Here is an 18355-nt window from a genome sequence, read left to right as displayed (position 1 = left end):
ATCGAAGGTCATGAATCCGCTACGCTCAGGCGTTAACCACCTCGGCCCAGAGGTCATACTCGTCGGCGTTGGTCACCCGCGCCCGAATGATCTGGCCGGGGCTGAGTTCTTGCTCGCTGTCGAGGAACACCATGCCGTCGATCTCCGGGGCGTCGGCGTGGCTGCGGCCGATGGGGCCTTCGTCGGTGATCTCGTCGACCAGCACCTCGATCTCGCGGCCGATCTTGGCCTGCAGGCGGGCGGCGGAGATCTGCTGCTGGTGGGCCATGAAGCGCTCCCAGCGCTCCTGCTTGACGTCGTCCGGCACCGGCTCGAGTTCCATGTCGTTGGCGGGTGCGCCGTCCACCGGGGAGTACTGGAAGCAGCCGACGCGGTCGAGCTGGGCTTCGGTGAGCCAGTCGAGCAGGGTCTGGAAGTCCTCCTCGGTCTCGCCGGGGAAGCCGACGATAAAGGTGGAGCGGATGGTGAGCTCCGGGCAGATCTCTCGCCAGCGCTTGATGCGCTCCAGCGTCCTGTCCTCGAAGGCGGGGCGCTTCATCGCCTTGAGCACCCTCGGGCTGGCGTGTTGGAAGGGGATATCCAGGTAGGGCAGGAGCTTGCCTTCGGCCATCAGCGGGATCAGCTCGTCCACGTGGGGGTAAGGGTAGACGTAGTGCAGGCGTACCCAGATGCCGAGCTCGGCGAGCGCCTCGCACAGCTCGGTCATGCGGGTCTTCACCGGGCGGCCGTTCCAGAAGCCGGTGCGGTACTTGAGATCGACCCCGTAGGCGCTGGTGTCCTGGGAGATCACCAGCAGCTCCTTGACACCGGCGCGCTTCAGCCCTTCGGCCTCGCTCAGCACCTCGCCCACCGGACGGCTGACCAGCTTGCCGCGCATGGAGGGGATAATGCAGAAGCTGCAGCTGTGGTTGCAGCCCTCGGAGATCTTCAGGTAGGCGTAGTGGCGCGGGGTGAGCTTGACGCCCTGGGCCGGTACCAGGTCGATGCGCGGGTCGTGGTCCTGGCGGGGCGGCACCACCTCGTGGACGGCGCCCACCACCTGCTCGTACTGCTGGGGGCCGGTTACCGCCAGCACGCTGGGGTGCACGTCGCGGATCGCGCCTTCCTCCACGCCCATGCAGCCGGTGACGATCACCCGGCCGTTCTCGGCGATCGCCTCGCCGATGGCGTCGAGCGATTCCGCCTTGGCGCTGTCGATGAAGCCGCAGGTGTTGACCACCACCACGTCGGCGTCGTCATAGCTCGGGGTGATCTCGTAGCCCTCGGTGCGCAGCTGGGTGAGGATCCGTTCGGAATCCACCAGCGCCTTGGGGCAGCCGAGCGAGACGAAACCGACCTTGGGTGTGGACATGCAGAAGACCTTTGCTTGATGATACGGGGCAGGGAAAACGTGCAATTCTACCGTTCTGACCGAGCCCGGGAAACACCATATGGCCACCATCGAACACAGCGCGATCCTGAAGGCGCCGCCGGAGCGGGTCTTCGCCCTGCTGGAGCGGGTGGAGGACTTCGCCGACTATTCCGACCTGATCCACGCCATCGAGCCGCTGGGGGGAGATCGCTACCGCTGGCACGTGCGGGCGGTGGGCCGCGACTGGCACTTCGACGTGGCGGTGACCGAGTCTCGTGCACCGGAGGTGCTCTCCTGGGAGTCGCTGGACGGCGTGGAGAACCAGGGCTGCTACCGACTCACCCCGGTGAAGGAGGGCACCGAGGTGGCGCTGACCCTCACCTATGTGCTGCGCAACAAGCTGGTGGAGAAGGCGGTGAACAAGGCGGCGAGGCCCCTGGTGGGGCGCGTCAGCCGCCAGATCCTCGAGCGGGTGGAGGAGAGGCTATAGCTTTCTCTATGGCGTCTCCTGCCCTGATGCAGAAATTCTATTAGGCTGCTATCTACTTTTTCCCCTGCGGTAGACCTATCATGACCTTGACGAGGCCGCCGGCCTCACAGAGGAATCCGCCATGATCAAGGGGCTTATGTGGTGCTTCGCCATCCTGGGCGTGCAGCTTGGCCTTTTGCGCTACATCGATCTGCGCGTGGCTGCCATGCCGCGGCTGCAGGACCCTTCCGAGGAGCCGGGCCATCCTGACTCTCAAGCCACCGAGGCCGTTGCTTCTGGTGGGAGCCACGCTCTGCGGGCGGTCCGACGTTTCGGCGAATAGGCGGATGGCGGCACCGCTGGGCGCCTGCGGCGCCATTCGCCGGGCGGAGCCCAGCTCCCACCAGTAACTTGAAGCGCTGGCAATACAGCCATTCGCTCGGCAGAGGCGGTCTCCTACCTGTGGCTTGGATGTGTGGCTTCTTTGGTCGCTGGCTAGCGCTTGGCGCTCTTTAACTAAATGTATTTTGATTGATGGGTGAGTTTAGTTAAAGAACCACGCTCTGCGGTGCAAGTAGACGGATGGCGACACCGCTGGGCGCCTGCGGCGCCATTCGCCGGGCGGAGCCCAGCTCCCACCAGTAGTTTGAAGCGGTGGCAACGCAGGCATTCGCTGGGTAGCGCCCGGCTCCCACCATCAACAATCAGGCATGCCTGTTTTCCGTTACCGGTACCGATAGACCCGCAGGCTGGGCAGGAAGGGCTCGTCCTCGAGCTTCTCGTCGCGTCTTCTGGCGCGGGTGCGCTGCTCGGGCGGCGCGAGCGGGGGGAGGTTGTGGTCGGGCAGGCGGCCGTCGGGGCTGGGCACGAAAAGCGGCAGGGCGACGTTCATGGCACGGCGGGTACGTCCGTCGTCGAGGGGCTCCCGATAGAAGAGGTTTGCGCGCATCAGCGGGGCCTGGCGCTGCACCTGGGCCAGCGGTTCTGCGCTCGGGATGCCGGCGAGCTTGCGCAGCTGGATGCGCACGTGCGCGGCCTCGGAGTCGAGCTTCATCAGCTTCTGCTCGGCCTCCTGCACCGTCAGGCGCTTGATGGAGCGCCCGCTGGAGTACCAGGCGAGCCGCACCCGGGCGAGGGGCGCCTCGGCCACGGGGATCGCTCGCCAGCACTGCTTGAGGTGCACTCTGGCGAGGCCCTGGCCGCGCAGGTGATCGTGCAGCTCCGGGTGGCGGAAGGGCAGCACCGCCTTCGCCTCGGGAATCAGCTCGGGTTCGCACTCCTTGATGCGGGCGAGCAGGGCGGCGAAGTCGGCCTTGGCGATGTTGGTGCGTGCCACCGCGTCCATCAGGGGCTCATCGGCGGCCACCAGCCCGATATGGGTGCGGGTGGCGCGGCCGTCCTGGCCATCCTGGTACCAGACATCCAGCAGGGCGTGGCGCAGCCAATCGGCCGCGCGTTCGGCGCTTACCGTTTCCGGCTCGCCAAAGATCCAGCAGGCGCCGGGCTTCGCTTCATGGGCCGCGGCCAGCGTTTCGCCGGCGTCGATCAGGGCGTCGAAGGCGGCCTCCAGCTCGGCCAGCAGGCGGTATTCGGGGCGGCTCAACGGGGACTCACTCCGGCTCCTGCAAGCCGCGCTCGGCGCGCAGAATCATCTCGTCGATCTCGGTCTCGTCCATGGCGGGCTCGCCGGCAATGCGGTGGCTGCCATCCGCCCAGGCGCCGAGATCCAGCAGGCGGCAGCGCTCGCTGCAGAAGGGGCGGTAGGCGTTCTTCTCGCTCCACACGACCTTCTTGCGGCACTGGGGGCAGGCGACTTCCAGGGGGCGTTGGGTGTTGCTCATGGGGCTCCTGTGGGTCAGTGTCGTTTATCGGCTTTCATGTAGACGTCATTACGCTCGCGTTTGCCGATGGCAATCACGACGACAACCAGTTCATTGTTTCTTACCTCGTAGACGAGGCGGTAACCAGCACTACGAAGCTTGATCTTGTATCTGTCGCGGTTGCCATGCAGACGGGCCGCCGGAATTGAGGGTGAATCCAGTATGGCGGTCAGCTTCTTCTTGAACTGAGCGCGAACACTTCCGTCCAGCTTTCGCCACTCTTTTAGCGCCTCCTTGCGGAAGCGTAACTCATAGGTCATCCAGACTCACCGCAATTTCAGGTTGCTGGCTGCGCTCATCGGCTATCCGGTTAAGCTCAGCATCCTCGAGTTTCTCAAGCAGCTCCTCATAGGCAGCGGCCGGGATGCAGTAGAAAGCGGGTTCATTCCGGTTGAGCACGGCAACCGGGAAGCCCTCGCCCGCAGCGACGGTAGCCATCGGATTCTTCTTGAGTTCGGAGATGCTGGCGGTGGTGTTAGCCAGGATGGTATGGGGCATGTGAATCACTCCTTATGCTTCAACTGCCAGCATTGTAGACCTTTTAAAAGTCTTTTAACAGGTCTTGGATCGCTCGCTCGTCAGCTCCCGATACCGCCGATCCAGCTCGGCGACCCGGCGGCGCATCTCCTCTTCGCTGCCGCCATTGTCCAGCACATCGTCGGCCCGGGCCAGGCGTTCGGCGCGGGGCATCTGTGCGGCGACGATGGCGCGGGCCTGGGCCTCGTCGACATCGTCCCGGGCGGCGGTGCGTTCGATCTGCAGCGCCTCGGGGACGTCGATCACCAGGCAGCGATCGGCCATCTCGCTCTGGCCGGATTCGAACAGCAGCGGCGAGACCAGCAGCACGTAGGGGGCGCCTGAGGCCTCGAGGCGCGCCAGGTGCTCGACCAGCCGCGCGCGGATGCGCGGATGGGTGACGGACTCCAGCCAGCGGCGCTCCGCCGGGTCGGCGAAGACGATCTCCCTGAGCGCGCGGCGATTCAGGGTGCCGTCGTCATTGAGCACCCCGGGCCCTTGTTCATGAGCATAGCGCTCGGCGATCTCCGCAAGCGCCGGCTCGCCGGGCTCGACCACCTCGCGGGCCACGTCGTCGGCGTCCACCCAGGGGGCGCCGAGCGCGGCGAAGGCCCTGGCCACGGTGGACTTGCCCGAGGCGATGCCGCCAGTCATGCCTATGATCATCGTGTTGCTTCCATCCTTGGGCTCTTGTCTTCAGCAGATGCTGTGAGTGCATACAGTCTATGGAGTTTGGCCGTGAAGTTCGAGCGGGCTCTGCGACTTTAGTCTCGCGTTGACCGTCAAGTCGCGCTTTGTCATGGACTTGGCCTATATAAGGTAAGACCATTGAACAGAGTGCTGCCCGAGCCGCGGTGCCGTCTCCCACACCTCCCCGTTCCCGCTAGGAGTGCGCCATGAGTGCCATCGTTATCCTGGTCCTGGGTCTTGCCGCGATGGCGGCCGGGTACTTCCTGTACTCGAAGTTCATCGCCGAGAAGATCTACCGACTGGACCCTGACTACAAGACGCCCGCCCATGAGTACGAGGATGGCGTCGACTTCGTGCCCACCAACCGCTTCGTGCTGTGGGGCCACCACTTCACCTCGGTGGCCGGGGCCGCGCCCATCGTGGGGCCCGCCATCGCCGTGATCTGGGGCTGGCTGCCGGCCTTCCTGTGGGTGGTGTTCGGCACCATCTTCTTCGCCGGGGTGCATGATTTCGGCGCCATCTGGGCCAGCGTGCGCAACAAGGCCAAGTCCGTCGGCGCCCTGACCGGCGACGTGGTGGGCAAGCGCGCCCGCAGCATCTTCATGATCGTCATCTTCCTGGTGCTGCTGATGGTCAACGCGGTGTTCGCCGTGGTGATCGCGGGCCTGATGATGAACTTCTCCAGCGCCGTGGTCCCGGTGTGGGGCGCCATCCTGGTGGCGCTGATCATCGGCCAGCTGATCTACCGTCGCATGCTGAGCCTGCCGATGGTCTCCATCATCGGCGTGGTGGCGCTCTATGCGCTGATCGGCATCGGCCCCTCGGTGCCGATCCAGATGCCCGCCGAGGTGGCCGGCCTCTCCGGCAACGCTGTGTGGATCCTGATCCTGTTCGCCTATGCGGCCATCGCTTCGCTGCTGCCGGTGTGGGTCCTGCTTCAGCCCCGCGACTACATCAACGGCCTGCAGCTGTTCATCGGCCTGATCATCCTCTACGGCGCCATCGTGCTGATGAACCCGACCCTGGTGGCCCCGGCGTTCAATACCAACGTACCGGCCGGTACGCCGTCCTTGCTGCCGCTGCTCTTCGTGACCATCGCCTGTGGCGCCATCTCCGGCTTCCACGGCCTGGTCTCCTCCGGTACCACCTCCAAGCAGCTCAACCGCGAGACCGATGCACGCTTCGTCGGCTACTTCGGCGCCGTGGGCGAGGGCATGCTGGCTCTGGCCGCCATCCTGGCCGCCACCGCCGGCTTCGCCACCTTCGGCGACTGGCAGGCGATGTACAGCGCCTTCGGCCAGGGCGGCGTGAATGCCTTCGTCGAGGGCGGTGCCTTCATCATCCATAACGGCATCGGCTTGCCCGAAGCTACCGCGGCGACCCTGCTCACCGTGATGGCGGCGCTGTTCGCCGGCACCACCATGGATACCGGCCTGCGCCTGCAGCGCTACATCTTCCAGGAGTGGGGTGAGATCTATAATCAGCAGTGGATGAAGAAGCCGGCCATCGCCACCTTCCTGGCCGTGGGCAGCTGCCTGCTGCTGGCCTTCGGCGCCGGCGGCGCGGATGGCTCCGGTGGCCTGATCATCTGGCCGCTGTTCGGCACCACCAACCAGCTGCTGGCGGGCCTGACCCTGCTGGTGATCACCGTGATGCTGGTGCGTCTGCGTCGCCCGATGTGGTACACCCTGGCGCCGCTCTGCTTCCTGCTGGTGATGACCATCGCCGCGCTGCTGATCCAGCTGCGCACCTTCTATCAGCAGGGCAACATGTTCCTGCTGGTACTGGATATCGTGGTGCTGATCGCCGCGATCATGGTGGCCATGGAGTGTGCCTCGGCGCTCAAGCGCTCCCGCGCGGAGATGGCCGCCGAGCAGAAGTGATGAAGGAGTGACCCATGAACGATGATCATGACCCCGGTCATGATCCTCGTCTCGAACGGATTCGGGCCTGGCTTAGCCAGGCCCGTTTCTTCGCGGAGGAGGTCTACTCTTCCCGCTACCGGGGCGCCATCGCTCGCGCCCGTCGAGACGAGGATGACCTCTTCATGCTGCTGGTATTCTCCGAGATGATGGGAGTGCCCAACCCGGCGGCCTACTACACCCTGGAGCTGCAGCCGCTGCTGCTGGAGCGCTTCCACGACTGGCACCGGCGTATGGGCATGGAGCGCTCGCCGCTGGATCATTTCAAGTGTTGCTGAGGCCCTGATGAAAGAACTGCTGAACAAACGCCTGCTGTGGGTGGGCGGCAAGGGCGGGGTCGGCAAGACCACGGTGGCCGCGGCCCTGGCGGTGCTGGCGGCGCGACGGGGCAGGAAGGTGCTGGTGGTCTCCACCGACCCGGCCCACAGCCTTGGCGACGTCTTCGACCGCGAGCTTGGCGACGTGCCGCGCCGGCTGCTGCCGGGCCTGGATGCCATGGAGATCGACCCCGATGCCGAGGTGGAGGCCCACCTGGCGCGGGTCACCGAGCAGATGCGCCGTTACGCTGCGCCGGAGATGATGAAGGAGCTGGAGCGGCAGATGCGCCTGACCCGGCAGTCGCCGGGCACCCAGGAGGCGGCGCTGCTGGAGCGGCTGTCGCGGCTGATCACCGATGACGAGGCCGACTGGGACCTGATCATCTTCGACACCGCACCCACCGGCCACACCCTGCGCCTGCTGACCCTGCCCGAGGCGATGGCCGCCTGGACCGACGGCCTGCTGGCCCACAACCGCAAGTCGGAGGAGCTGGGCAAGGTCCTCTCGCACCTGACCCCCAAGCGCGGCCGCGACGTGGCCACCCCCTTCGACGATCCCCAGGAGGATCCGCTCACCGACCTGGACGAGAAGACCCGCGACGTGGCGAAGACGCTGATCGAGCGCAGGCGGCTCTTCCACCGGGCGCGGCGGCGCATCGAGAACGCCGAGGAGACCGGTTTCCTGTTCGTGCTGACCCCGGAGCGGCTGCCGATCCTCGAGACCGCGCGGGCCGTGGCGACCCTCGAGGAGGCCCATGTGCCGGTGGCCGGCACCCTGGTCAACCGGGTGATTCCCGAGGATGCCGACGGGGAGTTCCTGCGCGCCCGGCGGGAGCAGGAGGCGACCTACCTGGCCCGCATCGATCAGGAGCTCGGCCACCTGCCGCGCCCGCGGCTGCCCTGGCTGCCCACCGACGTGCAGGGCATCTCGATCCTCGAGGAGCTGGCCGACCGGCTGGAGGGTGAGGGCTTCTAGCCCCGCGTCAGGCGCCGCCGCGGTGGCGCTCCAGCAGCGCCTTGCGCACCCACAGCACCCCGCGCCCTAGCCACTCGTGCAGGGCGCGGGTGCTTTCGTTGAGGTGATAAGCGCGCGGGATCCAGCCATGCACCCCCGGCGGCGGTGCGCTGGCGAACTCCGTCGGCGCGGCGATTACCGCAAGCCCCGCGCGTTCGAACTCGGCGATAGCTCGCGGCAGGTGCCAGGCCTGGGAGACCAGCGCCACCCGCTCGATGCCGTCGCGTTGAAGCATGGCGGCGCTGAAGCGGGCGTTCTCCGCAGTGTTGCGGCTCTCACCCTCCAGCCAGCGTACCGGTACCTCGAACACCTCGCGCAGCGCCGCGGCCATCAGACTCGCCTCGGCGCTGTGCTCATCATGGACCCGCCCGCCGCTGACCAGGATCGGCAGGCCGCTGCCCCGGTGCAGGTGGGCGCCATAGGCCAGCCGCCGCCAGGTGGGGTTGGAGGGGGCATCGCCCCAACCGAACTCAGGGGCGACGTAGTCGCGCCCGCCGCCCAGGATCACAATGGCCTGGGCGCCGCGCAGCGTGCCAGGGCCAGCCAGCGGCGCGGGCTCGAGCCCCTGGCGCAGGGCGTGGCTGGCCCAGGGGGTGGCGAGCAGCAGCAGGCTGGCGAGGCCGAGTGTGACCAGCAGGCCGCCGGCGAGGCGCTTCGCGCCGAGGGCCAGACCCACCAGCACCAGCAGGACGTTGACCAGCGGCGGCAGCGCCAGGTACTTGAGCACGTCCATCAGCGCGGCCTCCCGATGCCGGTGTCGAGCAGGTCGAGGCGCCGTGTGGGCCAGTGCACCACGGCGGTGTGGCGGTGCATGCGCTCGGCGAGCCAGGGGTGACGCTCCTGGATCACGCGGCTCGCGAAGTCGGCCAGGAAGTGCGACTTGAGCTCGGCCCTGGCGCGATCCACCCCCACCGCCTGGTAGGGAGTGGAGGCCAGCAGCATGAGGCCGTCATCGGGAATGCGTCCGGCGGCCATGTTGGCATCGATGATGTCGGCGGCGGTGCCGATGGGCTCGGCGAGGCTCGGGCCGTAGGGGCCGATGATCAGCGCGGTGTTGGGCAGGTGCAGGAAGTCGAAGCCGCGCCCCACGCAGATCACCCACTCGCGATGCTCGATATCGAGCTGGCGGGCCACGCCGCGCAGGCTCGCCGCATGGGCCAGGTTGCCCTCGAGCAGCGGCAGCAGGTCGCGGCGGATATCGGCCGGCATGTCCGGGCAGAGGGCGGCGACCCGGTGGCCGAGGCTCTCGCCGTCGTCGGGGGCGAGCGCGCCGATGTCCAGGGTCGCCTCCCCCTCGCCGTGCAGGATCAGGGCGTCGGAGTCGGTCTCGAAGCCGCACACCAGCGGGTAGACGTGCTGGTGGTCGGTGCCGAACAGCCGCTCGGCCTGGGCGCGGATCTCGCGGGCGTGAGTCAGGGCGGCACCGGCATCGCAGCCGAAGCCGGCGCAGCCGCGCAGCCGCTCTCCCCGGGAGAAGTGGTAGGTGATCATCAAGAGCGAGCCGTGGCCCGCGCGGATCCCCTCGGCCACCGCTTCGGTGACCAGTTCTCCCAGGTAGGGCCAGCCCAGGTCGAAGATGCCACCGAGGTTACGAAAGGGGGAGATGATGCCCAGCGGCGTGCGGGTGGCGTGGGGAATATGGATGCGCCCGTCCATGCACTTCAGTACCAGCAGGCGGGTGGGGTGACGGGCCAGATAGCTCTCCCGGGCCAGGCTGGCCGAGGGGCTGCAGTAGGTGTCGGCATGCTGGCGGGAGAGAGCCAGCAGCGCCTCGATGCGCTCGGCGATGGGGCGGTCGTGGAGTGGGATGGGCATGGGGCTCCGAAAGGGCTCTTGTCGTTGTGGATCCATCCTCCCCCAGCCGCCGGCGGCTGCCAACCCGCCGTTCGGCGCATCCCGCCTTAAAGTTCAACCTTCTCCTTGAATTCGCACAGGTCCTCGATGACGCAGCTGCCGCAGCGCGGCTTGCGCGCCACGCAGGTGTAGCGGCCGTGGAGGATCAGCCAGTGGTGGGCGTCCTGGCGAAACTCCTTCGGCACATGGCGCAGCAGCTTCTTCTCGACCTCGACCACGTCCTTGCCCTTGGCAATACCGGTGCGATTGGAGACCCGGAAGATATGGGTGTCCACCGCGATGGTGGGCTGGCCGAAGGCGGTGTTGAGGATGACGTTGGCGGTCTTGCGGCCCACCCCGGGCAGCGCCTCCAGGGCGGCGCGGGTCTCGGGGACCTCGCCGCCGTGCTTGTCAACCAGCAGGTGGCAGGTCTTCATCAGGTTCTCGGCCTTGGTGTTGAACAGGCCGATGGTCCTGATGTGCTCCTTGAGCCCGTCGATGCCGAGCTCGATGATCGCCTGGGGGGTGTTGGCGATGGGGAACAGGCGGGCCGTGGCCTTGTTGACGCCGACGTCGGTGGCCTGGGCGGAGAGCAGCACCGCCGCGAGCAGCTCGAAGGGGGTCGTCCAGTGGAGCTCGGTGGTGGGCTCGGGGTTGTGCTCGCGCAGCCGCGCGAAGATCTCGAAGCGTTTCTGGGCGTTCATGGCATCTTTTTCGTTTCTCGGAAACTCGGCCTTCGGGCTGTGTAATTTATCCGGGCGCCTGCGGCGCCATTCGCCGGGCGGAGCCCAGCTCCCACCAGTAGTCTGAAGCGGTGGCAATACAGCCATTCGCTCGGCGGAGCCGGTCTCCTACCTGTAGCTTGGAGCGGTGGCGGCACAGCCGTTCGCTCGGCAGAGCCGATCTCTTACTAGTAGCTTGGGGCGGTGGCAACACTGCCATTCGCTTGGTGGGGCCCAGCTCCCATCAGTTGCCTGCTGCCACCGAGGCTGTTGCTTCTGGTGGGAGCCACGCTCTGCGGGGCGAATAGACGGATGGCGACACCGCTGGGCGCCTGCGGCGCCATTCGCCGGGCGGAGCCCAGCTCCCACCAGTAGTCTCCGGCCTTGGTGACTAACACGCCATCACCGTGACCTGCTCCTTCTGGGACCAGTAGGTTGAAGCGATTTAGACTTCGCCTTCGCCCAGCGGTGTGATTCCGCTTAATCGGCCGTGTCAGCCTGCTCCAGCGCGCTTCTGGCCTCGGCGAGCAGCCGCTCGGCCTCGGGGAGCTGGGTCCTGGCGGTAGCCTCGGCCTGGGCGTCGCCGCGGCGCTGGGCGCTCTCCAGCTGCTGCCGCACGCGCTTGACGGCCTGTTCGGCGGCCTTCAGAGCCATCTGGCGTTGTCGTTTTACCGCGGGGCCTGCGGCGGCCGGGCCAGAGCCGCCGGGGCGGCGCTGCTGCATCAGCCGCTTCTGGCGCTCCAGGCGTTTCTCCTTGGCTTCGCGGGCCAGGCGCGCCTGGCGAGCGCGGTGGCGGCTGCGCCCGAGCGTCGCGCGCTGGGCCAGGTAGGCCTCGCGCTCGGCCTCGCTCTCGGCGGCCTGCCAGGCGGGGTGGGGCACCAGATCGATGCAGTCCACCGGGCAGGGCGCCACGCAGAACTCACAGCCGGTGCACTCGTCCGTGATCACCGTATGCATGCGCTTGGCCGCGCCGAGGATAGCGTCCACCGGGCAGGCCTGGATGCACTTGGTGCAGCCGATGCACTCGTCCTCGCGGATCACCGCGGCCAGCGGCGGCTGGGCGGGCTCCGCCAGGGGCTCTACCGGCAGGCCGGTGAGCGCCGCCAGGCGTACAAGCGTTGCCTCGCCGCCAGGCGGGCAGCGGTTGATGGGCTCACCCGCGGCGATCGCCTCGGCGTAGGGGAGGCAGCCATCGAAGCCGCACTTGCCGCACTGGGTCTGCGGCAGCAAGGCGTCGATGGCCGCGATCCGCTCGCGCTGGCTCACCGCCTCAGGTCACCCGCTGGCCGGGCTCGGCACCGGTGTCCGGCGAGAGCAGGTAGATGCCCTCGTCGTTGGCCGAGGCCAGCACCATCCCCTCGGAGAGGCCGAAGCGCATCTTGCGCGGGGCGAGGTTGGCCACCATCACGGTGAGCCGTCCCTCCAGGGCCTCGGGGGCGTAGGCGCTGCGGATGCCGGAGAACACCGTGCGGGTCTCGCCGCCCAGGTCCAAGGTCAGCTTGAGTAGCTTGTCGGCGCCCTCGACGTACTCCGCCTTGGCGATCCGCGCAATGCGCAGGTCCACCTTGATGAAGTCCTCGAAGCCGATCTCCGGGGCGATGGGCGTCTCGGCCAGGGGCCCCTTCGGGGTCTCCTTGAGCTTCTGTTCTTCCACCAGGTCCTCCTTTGACGCCGCCATCATGGCGTCGATCTTCTCACGCTCCACGCGGGTCATCAGCGGCTTGAACTTGGCGATCTCGTGGCCCAGCAGCACCGAATGGCGGCTGTGCCAGTCGAGGCCGTCGAGCTTGAGGAACGCCCGGGCGTCCTCGGCCATGGCCGGCACCACCGGTGCCAGGTAGACCATCAGCTGGCGGAACAGGTTGAGACCCACCGAGCAGATGTCGACGACCTCCTGCTCGCGTCCCTCCTGCTTGGCCAGCACCCAGGGCTCGGCATCGGCGATGTAGGTGTTGGCCTCATCCGCCAGCTCCATCACCCGACGCATGGCACGGCCGAACTCGCGGGCCTCGAAGAACTCGGCGATCTCGTCGCCAGCGGTGATGAAGCGGGCCACCATCTCAGGCTCGGCGCAGTGGGCTGAGAGCCTGCCGCCGCCGAGCTTCTTGACGAAGCCGGCGCAGCGGCTGGCGATGTTGACCACTTTGCCGACCAGGTCGCTGTTGACCCGGGCGGCGAAGTCCTCGAGGTTGAGGTCCAGGTCGTCCACCCGGGAGGTGAGCTTGGCGGCGAAGTAGTAGCGCAGGTACTCCGGGTTCAGGAAGTCCGCGTAGGTGGCGGCCTTGATGAAGGTGCCGCGAGACTTGGACATCTTGGCGCCGTTCACCGTCACGAAGCCGTGGCAGTTGACCGCGGTGGGGGTGCGGAAGTCGGCGCCGTGGAGCATGGCCGGCCAGAACAGCGCGTGGAAGTAGACGATGTCCTTGCCGATGAAGTGGTAGACCTCGGCCTGGCTGTCCTTGTGCCAGAAGGCGTCGAAGTCCAGCCCCTGCCGGTCGCAGAGGTTCTTGAAGCTGGCCAGGTAGCCGATGGGGGCGTCCAGCCAGACGTAGAAGTACTTGCCCGGGGCGTCGGGAATCTCGAAGCCAAAGTAGGGGGCGTCGCGGGAGATGTCCCACTCGTTGAAGCCGGCCTCGAACCACTCCATCAGCTTGTTGCGGATCTGCGGCTGGACGTGGCCGTCGTTGATCCACTCGTGCAGGAAGTCGGCGAAGTCCGGCAGCTTGAAGAAGTAGTGGGTGGAGCTTCTCACCTCGGGGGTGGCGCCGGAGATGGCCGACACCGGGTCGATCAGCTCGGCCGGGGTATAGGTGGCGCCGCACGCCTCGCAGTTGTCGCCGTACTGGTCGTCCGCCTTGCACTTGGGGCAGGTGCCCTTGATGAAGCGGTCGGCCAGGAACAGCCCCTTGACTGGATCGTACATCTGCTCGATGTCGCGGGTGGCGATGTGGCCCTTGTCGCGCAGGCGGGTGTAGATCAGCTCGCTGAAGTAGCGGTTCTCGTCGGAGTGGGTCGAGTGGTAGTTGTCGAAGGCCACGCCGAAGGTGGCGAAGTCCGCCTGGTGTTCCTGGCTGACGCGATCGATCAGCGCCTCGGAGGTGATCCCCTCCTGCTCGGCGCGCAGCATGATAGCGGTGCCGTGGGCGTCGTCGGCGCAGACATAGTGGCACTCGTGGCCGCGGCTCTTCTGGAAGCGCACCCAGATATCGGTCTGGATGTACTCGAGCAGGTGGCCGAGGTGGATGGCGCCGTTGGCGTAGGGCAGGGCGCTGGTAACCAGGATCTGGCGCTTGGCGGTGGTCGACATGTCGGCTCTGGATTCCCATGAAAATCAGGCCGTCGATTGTAGCGGTCTTGGGGCGTGGCTGCACCCGCGCACCACCCGGGTTTGGCGTGTCGCACACTGTTCGGTTAAAATGGTAGGGTCAATCGGTGAGTGGCACGGATCGCCACTCGCAGGATGACCAACCTCAGCGTCACGCATGCCTGGAGCCTGCTTCCCAACAGACTTCATGGAGGAATTCCCATGCGTATGCGTCTTGCCCTGCCCCTGATTGCGGCCACCGCCCTGCTGGCCGGCTGTGCCGGCAATGCCATCTCGCCGACCTACACCAGCGTCGACCCGGACCTCATGCGGATCGGCGATGATCGCCCCGCCGACCCCGAGAAGCGCGTCGAGGAGATGGGCTCCTACTGCCTCGAGATCACCGAGACCTGGAACGACCACGGCACCACCCCGGACGGCCAGAGCCTGTGGGCCAAGGACACTGCCCGCAAGGTCGTACCCTGCAGCTGAGGCCAGGTATGCTCTGACCGCAAGCCGCCCGATGCGATCCCGCATCGGGCGGCTTCGTTCTGGCGGCTGCCGATAGCATGCAAACAGTGTTCGAAAACGTTTGACGGCCCTCCCGGCCGGGGGTATATAGCCTTGCCGGCCAATGGGTGCCGGCATCGGATCGACTCACTCTGAGGGTTTAGTGAACATGCCTCTGCGCCGCTGTTTACCCGTCCTGCTCGTGGCTGCCCTGGCAGCCGGCTGTGCCAGCAACACTACCATCGCGCCCCGCTACACCACCGAGAATCCCGATGTGCTGCGGATCGGTGGCGAGCGTCCCGCCAGCCCCGATCCCCGCGTGGAGAACGCCGGCTCCTTCTGTCTCGAAGTCACCGAGCGCTGGAGTGAGCACGGTCGTACCCCCGATGGCCAGATGCTGTGGGCCAAGGATACGCTGCGCAAAGTCGTGCCCTGCGGCTGATCTGAGCACGTCTGAACGAACAAAGCGCCCGGTGCCTACCCTCACCGGGCGCTTTTCGTAGGGGCCTTTGTACCCCTTCGCCCCGCGGAGCGTGGCTTGTATGTTGAAAGCGAGCGGAGAAAAGCAATATTGAGAGAGCCTGCCAGCTGGAACAGCCTTTGCCCTGCCGGACGCTCAAGAAGAGCCGCCGCTGGGCTTGGAGTCTGCCATCAGCATGTCGTGGTCGCGGGGCGGCTGGCACTGGGTATGAGTGCCCGCGGCCAGGTAGTGGCGCAGGATCGGCTCCATGCCCTTGAGCACCTGAACCGGCAGGGCCGAGGTGAAGCGGAAGCGGTCCGACTCGCTGCCGGCCACGTAGGCGGTGAGGGTGCCGAAGTGGTCGTCGCCCAGGTAGAAGACGAAGGTGGCGGTGCGGTTGCGCGCTTCGGAGTGCACCACCTGGCCGGAGCGGGTGACGGTCTGGAAGCGGTTGTTGCCGGTGCCGGTCTTGCCGCCGAGGGTCAGCGGGGTGTCGTCGTCCAGCCGGAAGCTGCCCTGCAGGCGGCGGGCGGTGCCGCCCTCCACCACCTGGGAGAGGGTGTGGCGCAGCACCGCGGCCACCTCCGGCGCCATGACCTGGCGGGCGCGGCCGTGGTCAGGCAGGAAGCGGGTCTCGTAGGGGGTGCCCTCGGCCAGGTGCAGGTCGTCGATGCGTAGGGTGGGCAGCCGCACCCCGTCGTTGAGGATGATGCCCATCAGCTCGGCTAGGGCTGCGGGGCGATCCCCCGAGCTGCCCACCGCGGTGGCCAGCGACGGTACAAGGTGGTCGAAGGGGTAGCCGAGCCGCGCCCAGCGCTGGTGGATGTCGAGGAAGGCCTCGACCTCCAGCATGGTGCGGATGCGGGTGTCGCGGGCGCTTCGGTGGCGAGTGCGCAGCAGCCAGCCGTAGACCTCCTGGCGCGCCTCGCGGCTGGCGGCCTCGGCGTCGGCGTAGCCCGCGTCTGGCTGGTCCTGCAGGAAGCCCACCAGCCACAGCTCCAGCGGATGCACGCCGGCGATATAGCCCTGGTCGGAGAGGGTGAGGGCGCTGGGGTCGCTGCCCTCGAACAGCACGCTGGGCCGGAAGCTGGCGTCGCGGCCGCCCAGCCGCTCGGCGACGAAGGCGGTGAAGCCGATGGGGTCCGCCTCCGGGTAGAGATAGCGGTAGACCGCCGCCAGCCGCCGCGCGCCGGGGCGCAGCCCGCCCAGGAAGGCCTCCAGGCGCTCCTCGGGCGGCAACGCCTGGTACTTGCGCCAGAAGCGTTGCAGGAACACCCGGCCCTCGCGATCGGCGAAGCTCGCCAGGTAGTCCAGGCGACGCGGATCGCTGTCGTCCTCGAGCAGCCGGCGGCGGTTCTCGTCGCGGTGGATGCTGTAGTTCACCAGGTCGCGCATCAGGCGGATGAAGGGCAGGTTGAGGGACTCCCGCATGGCCTCCTCGAGGGTGGGGTTGCGGCCGTTGTCCTCGCGCCGGAAGTTGCTGAAAGTGTGGCGCCCGCCCCCGGTGAAGAAGGCCTCGTGGGGGCTGGCCGAGTAGCGGCGCTGCATGGCCTGGGTGAGCAGCTCGTCGAGCGGCACCTCCGGGGTGGCGATCAGCCGCTCGAGCACCCAGCGGCTGAGATGATCCTGGCGGTCCACCGGGATCTGGCGCAGGGTATCGGCGGGCAGACCAGCGTGGCGGGCGTGCAGCTCGGCGATCACCTCCAGGTAGGTGGCCAGCACCCTGAGCTTGGCGGTGGAGCCCAGCTCCAGCTTGCTGCCCTCGTTGATATCGAAGGGCTGGCCGCCGTTGTCGGTCTGCACGCGCACCCGGAAGCCCTCTTCGCTGCGCTCGAAGAGCGTAAAGCTGTAACGCACCTCGGCGGTCTTCTCCGGGGCGAGCAGGCGCTCGCCAAAGAGGCCGATCTCGCCGGCGAAGGGCGGGTCGGCCAGCCGATACAGGTAGTCGGTGACCTCGACCTGTAGGTCGGGGTGCAGGGTGGTGCGTGCGGTCAGATCCAGGCGGTCCAGCTCGTGGAGCGAGACGCCCAGCATGCCCGCCAGGCGGGTACGCGCCACCTGCAGCCCCTTGTCGCGGGGCACCCGGTGGGCCACCGGGGCCGCCTGGAAGTCGCGGAACACCAGGCGCTGGGCCAGGGCCGCCTCGCTCAGCTCGACGGGCAGCACGCCCTCGCTGGCGAGCAGCCTTAGGTGGCTGTCGGTCAGCCGTTCCAGGGCCTCACGGCCGCCGCGCAGGTACCAGGAGGGGCGGCGCTGGGCGATCATCAGCGCGAGCACCTGGCGCGTTGCCAGCCCCCGCCGCGCCAGGGCATCGGGGCCGTTGAAGTCCGGCACCAGCAGGCGGTTGATCTCGTCGGGGTCGGCGCCGAACCAGACCCACAGGCCGTCGGCGAGGCCATGCACCTCGCCGTGGCCGGGGGCGGCGGCCAGCGGCACGCTGTTGAGGTAGTCCAGGGCGATATCCTGGCGGGCGGTGAGGGTCTCGGGGCCGTGGCGGTAGCCGCGCACGCTGGCCGAGGCCATCTGGCGCAGCTTCTCCATGGGGGTGTCGGTGCGCCCGCCGGGGGAGTGACGATACTTCTCGATCTGGGTGGCCAGGGTGCTGCCGCCGGCGGATTGGTCCGAGACATCCAGAGCCCGGCTCGCCTGGGAGAGTGCAGCGCGGGCGAAGCGCGGCCAGTCCACCGCGGGGTTGGCGTTGGGGGCGCTGGCGTCGAGCAGCTGGCGGTTCTCGATGAACAGCAGCATCTCCAGCACCAGAGGCGGCACCGCATCGAAGTGGGGGAAGTGGCGCCCGGGGTGGCGGTAGACGTAGAGGCTCTCGCCGGTGCAGCTCTCCAGGGTGAGGCCGGCACGGGTCTTCTCGCCGTAGGGGGGGAAGAAACCGTGGTTGACATACTCCATCAGCGCCGGCGAGAAGCGTGCCTGGCGCTCGACCAGGAAGCCGCGCTCCACCAGTCGCGACTGGAATTCGGGCAGCCGGGTGTAGCCGAGCCGCTCATCGAAGGGGCCGTGGGCGGGGGCGAGCAGCCGCTCGCTGCGTCCCGGGGCGACGGTCCAGGTCAGGGTGGCGGCGTAGCGGGAGAGCTCCTGGGACTGGAAACGCGAGGTGCGTGCCTCGGCCACCAGCAGGGTGGCCAGCACACTGGCCACCAGCGCGAGGAACAGCAGTAGCCACAGGCCGAGGCGCCGCCGCTTCCTGGGTGGGGGCTCGGCCGACAGCCCGGCGCCCGGCGGCCGCGGCCAGCCGGGATCGAGAAGCGGCTCCTGGGAGTCCTGCTTGCCCATACGCTACCTCCGCCATGGCCCGGTACGAATGCGTACCTCCTTCCATGAGCGTAGAACGATTCTGGCGTTTGAGTAGCG

19 protein-coding genes are annotated in these 18355 nt (G+C 67.7%); 7 read left to right on the top strand and 12 right to left on the bottom strand.

Annotated features, from left to right (window positions below):
- Positions 1-25 precede the first annotated feature (25 nt).
- A complete protein-coding gene (rimO, locus tag B6N23_RS01975; protein WP_305501538.1) occupies positions 26-1351 on the bottom strand; it encodes a 30S ribosomal protein S12 methylthiotransferase RimO in 1326 nt (441 codons plus the stop codon).
- A gap of 79 nt (positions 1352-1430) precedes the next feature.
- On the opposite strand from rimO, the gene B6N23_RS01970 reads away from it, so the two are divergent.
- A complete protein-coding gene (locus B6N23_RS01970) occupies positions 1431-1841 on the top strand; it encodes an SRPBCC family protein (RefSeq protein ID WP_305501537.1) in 411 nt (136 codons plus the stop codon).
- A 121-nt stretch (positions 1842-1962) separates the two neighbouring features.
- Positions 1963-2163, top strand: a complete 201-nt coding sequence (locus B6N23_RS01965) for a hypothetical protein (RefSeq protein WP_305501536.1) — start codon at positions 1963-1965, stop codon at positions 2161-2163.
- A gap of 381 nt (positions 2164-2544) precedes the next feature.
- Here the strand turns inward: B6N23_RS01965 and B6N23_RS01960 are convergent, their stop codons facing one another.
- The 5 genes from B6N23_RS01960 to coaE are packed head-to-tail and all read right to left on the bottom strand — an operon-like array spanning position 2545 to position 4882.
- Entirely contained in the window at positions 2545-3423 is an 879-nt protein-coding gene (locus tag B6N23_RS01960; RefSeq protein WP_305501535.1) for a DNA replication terminus site-binding protein, read from the bottom strand.
- A gap of 7 nt (positions 3424-3430) precedes the next feature.
- Positions 3431-3661 (bottom strand): DNA gyrase inhibitor YacG, encoded by a 231-nt coding sequence (gene yacG / locus B6N23_RS01955; protein ID WP_305501534.1) that lies wholly within the window; start codon positions 3659-3661, stop codon positions 3431-3433.
- A gap of 14 nt (positions 3662-3675) precedes the next feature.
- Positions 3676-3960, bottom strand: coding sequence for a type II toxin-antitoxin system RelE family toxin (locus tag B6N23_RS01950; protein ID WP_110070305.1), 285 nt, complete (start codon positions 3958-3960; stop codon positions 3676-3678).
- Entirely contained in the window at positions 3950-4198 is a 249-nt protein-coding gene (locus B6N23_RS01945; protein ID WP_110070304.1) for a type II toxin-antitoxin system Phd/YefM family antitoxin, read from the bottom strand. The genes B6N23_RS01950 and B6N23_RS01945 overlap by 11 nt, the downstream gene beginning before the upstream one ends.
- A 54-nt stretch (positions 4199-4252) precedes the next feature.
- Positions 4253-4882 carry a dephospho-CoA kinase gene (coaE, locus tag B6N23_RS01940; RefSeq protein ID WP_305501533.1) on the bottom strand — a complete coding sequence of 210 codons (630 nt, stop codon included), beginning with the start codon at positions 4880-4882 and terminating at the stop codon, positions 4253-4255.
- A 230-nt stretch (positions 4883-5112) separates the two neighbouring features.
- Between coaE and B6N23_RS01935 the strand changes: the two genes are divergently transcribed.
- From B6N23_RS01935 to B6N23_RS01925, 3 genes are read left to right on the top strand one after another with little or no spacing between them, the layout of a single operon-like run.
- The gene (locus tag B6N23_RS01935) at positions 5113-6789 is read left to right on the top strand and encodes a carbon starvation CstA family protein (RefSeq protein WP_305501532.1); all 1677 of its coding nucleotides are present in this window, start codon (positions 5113-5115) and stop codon (positions 6787-6789) included.
- 14 nt (positions 6790-6803) lie between these two features.
- Positions 6804-7106, top strand: coding sequence for a cory-CC-star protein (locus B6N23_RS01930; protein WP_302138655.1), 303 nt, complete (start codon positions 6804-6806; stop codon positions 7104-7106).
- 7 nt (positions 7107-7113) lie between these two features.
- Positions 7114-8121, top strand: a complete 1008-nt coding sequence (locus B6N23_RS01925) for an ArsA family ATPase (RefSeq protein WP_305501531.1) — start codon at positions 7114-7116, stop codon at positions 8119-8121.
- 7 nt (positions 8122-8128) lie between these two features.
- Here the strand turns inward: B6N23_RS01925 and B6N23_RS01920 are convergent, their stop codons facing one another.
- From B6N23_RS01920 to metG, 5 genes are all read right to left on the bottom strand, one after another.
- The gene (locus tag B6N23_RS01920; RefSeq protein WP_305501530.1) at positions 8129-8893 is read right to left on the bottom strand and encodes a YdcF family protein; all 765 of its coding nucleotides are present in this window, start codon (positions 8891-8893) and stop codon (positions 8129-8131) included.
- On the bottom strand, positions 8893-9975 hold the full coding sequence (locus B6N23_RS01915; protein WP_305501529.1) for a hypothetical protein: 1083 nt from the start codon (positions 9973-9975) through the stop codon (positions 8893-8895). Before B6N23_RS01915 ends, B6N23_RS01920 begins: the two co-directional genes overlap by 1 nt.
- Before the next feature lie 86 nt (positions 9976-10061).
- The gene (gene nth / locus B6N23_RS01910; RefSeq protein WP_305501528.1) at positions 10062-10697 is read right to left on the bottom strand and encodes an endonuclease III; all 636 of its coding nucleotides are present in this window, start codon (positions 10695-10697) and stop codon (positions 10062-10064) included.
- A gap of 498 nt (positions 10698-11195) precedes the next feature.
- Positions 11196-11981 carry an RnfABCDGE type electron transport complex subunit B gene (locus B6N23_RS01905; protein WP_305501527.1) on the bottom strand — a complete coding sequence of 262 codons (786 nt, stop codon included), beginning with the start codon at positions 11979-11981 and terminating at the stop codon, positions 11196-11198.
- Positions 11982-11985: 4 nt separating this feature from the next.
- Positions 11986-14022: a methionine--tRNA ligase gene (gene metG / locus B6N23_RS01900; protein ID WP_305501526.1), complete on the bottom strand. Its 2037-nt coding sequence runs from the start codon at positions 14020-14022 to the stop codon at positions 11986-11988.
- A gap of 219 nt (positions 14023-14241) precedes the next feature.
- On the opposite strand from metG, the gene B6N23_RS01895 reads away from it, so the two are divergent.
- Positions 14242-14511 (top strand): hypothetical protein, encoded by a 270-nt coding sequence (locus B6N23_RS01895; RefSeq protein ID WP_169958488.1) that lies wholly within the window; start codon positions 14242-14244, stop codon positions 14509-14511.
- A gap of 187 nt (positions 14512-14698) precedes the next feature.
- Positions 14699-14971, top strand: a complete 273-nt coding sequence (locus B6N23_RS01890; RefSeq protein WP_379686506.1) for a hypothetical protein — start codon at positions 14699-14701, stop codon at positions 14969-14971.
- Positions 14972-15145: 174 nt separating this feature from the next.
- Here the strand turns inward: B6N23_RS01890 and B6N23_RS01885 are convergent, their stop codons facing one another.
- On the bottom strand, positions 15146-18277 hold the full coding sequence (locus B6N23_RS01885) for a transglycosylase domain-containing protein (protein ID WP_305501524.1): 3132 nt from the start codon (positions 18275-18277) through the stop codon (positions 15146-15148).
- Positions 18278-18355: the final 78 nt, after the last annotated feature.

This window comes from Halomonas alkalicola (genome assembly GCF_030704205.1).
GTDB classification, from domain to species: Bacteria; Pseudomonadota; Gammaproteobacteria; order Pseudomonadales; family Halomonadaceae; genus Halomonas; species Halomonas alkalicola.
This window is presented reverse-complemented; position numbering and strand designations above follow the sequence as displayed.

Bases quoted from the DNA above. Each gene is read 5' to 3' on its own strand.
- rimO (WP_305501538.1), bottom strand. From the start codon at position 1,351: ATGTCCACACCCAAGGTCGGTTTCGTCTCGCTCGGCTGCCCCAAGGCG.
- B6N23_RS01970 (WP_305501537.1), top strand. From the start codon at position 1,431: ATGGCCACCATCGAACACAGCGCGATCCTGAAGGCGCCGCCGGAGCGG.
- B6N23_RS01965 (WP_305501536.1), top strand. From the start codon at position 1,963: ATGATCAAGGGGCTTATGTGGTGCTTCGCCATCCTGGGCGTGCAGCTT.
- yacG (WP_305501534.1), bottom strand. From the start codon at position 3,661: ATGAGCAACACCCAACGCCCCCTGGAAGTCGCCTGCCCCCAGTGCCGC.
- B6N23_RS01950 (WP_110070305.1), bottom strand. From the start codon at position 3,960: ATGACCTATGAGTTACGCTTCCGCAAGGAGGCGCTAAAAGAGTGGCGA.
- B6N23_RS01945 (WP_110070304.1), bottom strand. From the start codon at position 4,198: ATGCCCCATACCATCCTGGCTAACACCACCGCCAGCATCTCCGAACTC.
- coaE (WP_305501533.1), bottom strand. From the start codon at position 4,882: ATGATCATAGGCATGACTGGCGGCATCGCCTCGGGCAAGTCCACCGTG.
- B6N23_RS01935 (WP_305501532.1), top strand. From the start codon at position 5,113: ATGAGTGCCATCGTTATCCTGGTCCTGGGTCTTGCCGCGATGGCGGCC.
- B6N23_RS01930 (WP_302138655.1), top strand. From the start codon at position 6,804: ATGAACGATGATCATGACCCCGGTCATGATCCTCGTCTCGAACGGATT.
- B6N23_RS01925 (WP_305501531.1), top strand. From the start codon at position 7,114: ATGAAAGAACTGCTGAACAAACGCCTGCTGTGGGTGGGCGGCAAGGGC.
- B6N23_RS01920 (WP_305501530.1), bottom strand. From the start codon at position 8,893: ATGGACGTGCTCAAGTACCTGGCGCTGCCGCCGCTGGTCAACGTCCTG.
- B6N23_RS01915 (WP_305501529.1), bottom strand. From the start codon at position 9,975: ATGCCCATCCCACTCCACGACCGCCCCATCGCCGAGCGCATCGAGGCG.
- nth (WP_305501528.1), bottom strand. From the start codon at position 10,697: ATGAACGCCCAGAAACGCTTCGAGATCTTCGCGCGGCTGCGCGAGCAC.
- metG (WP_305501526.1), bottom strand. From the start codon at position 14,022: ATGTCGACCACCGCCAAGCGCCAGATCCTGGTTACCAGCGCCCTGCCC.
- B6N23_RS01895 (WP_169958488.1), top strand. From the start codon at position 14,242: ATGCGTATGCGTCTTGCCCTGCCCCTGATTGCGGCCACCGCCCTGCTG.
- B6N23_RS01890 (WP_379686506.1), top strand. From the start codon at position 14,699: ATGCCTCTGCGCCGCTGTTTACCCGTCCTGCTCGTGGCTGCCCTGGCA.
- B6N23_RS01885 (WP_305501524.1), bottom strand. From the start codon at position 18,277: ATGGGCAAGCAGGACTCCCAGGAGCCGCTTCTCGATCCCGGCTGGCCG.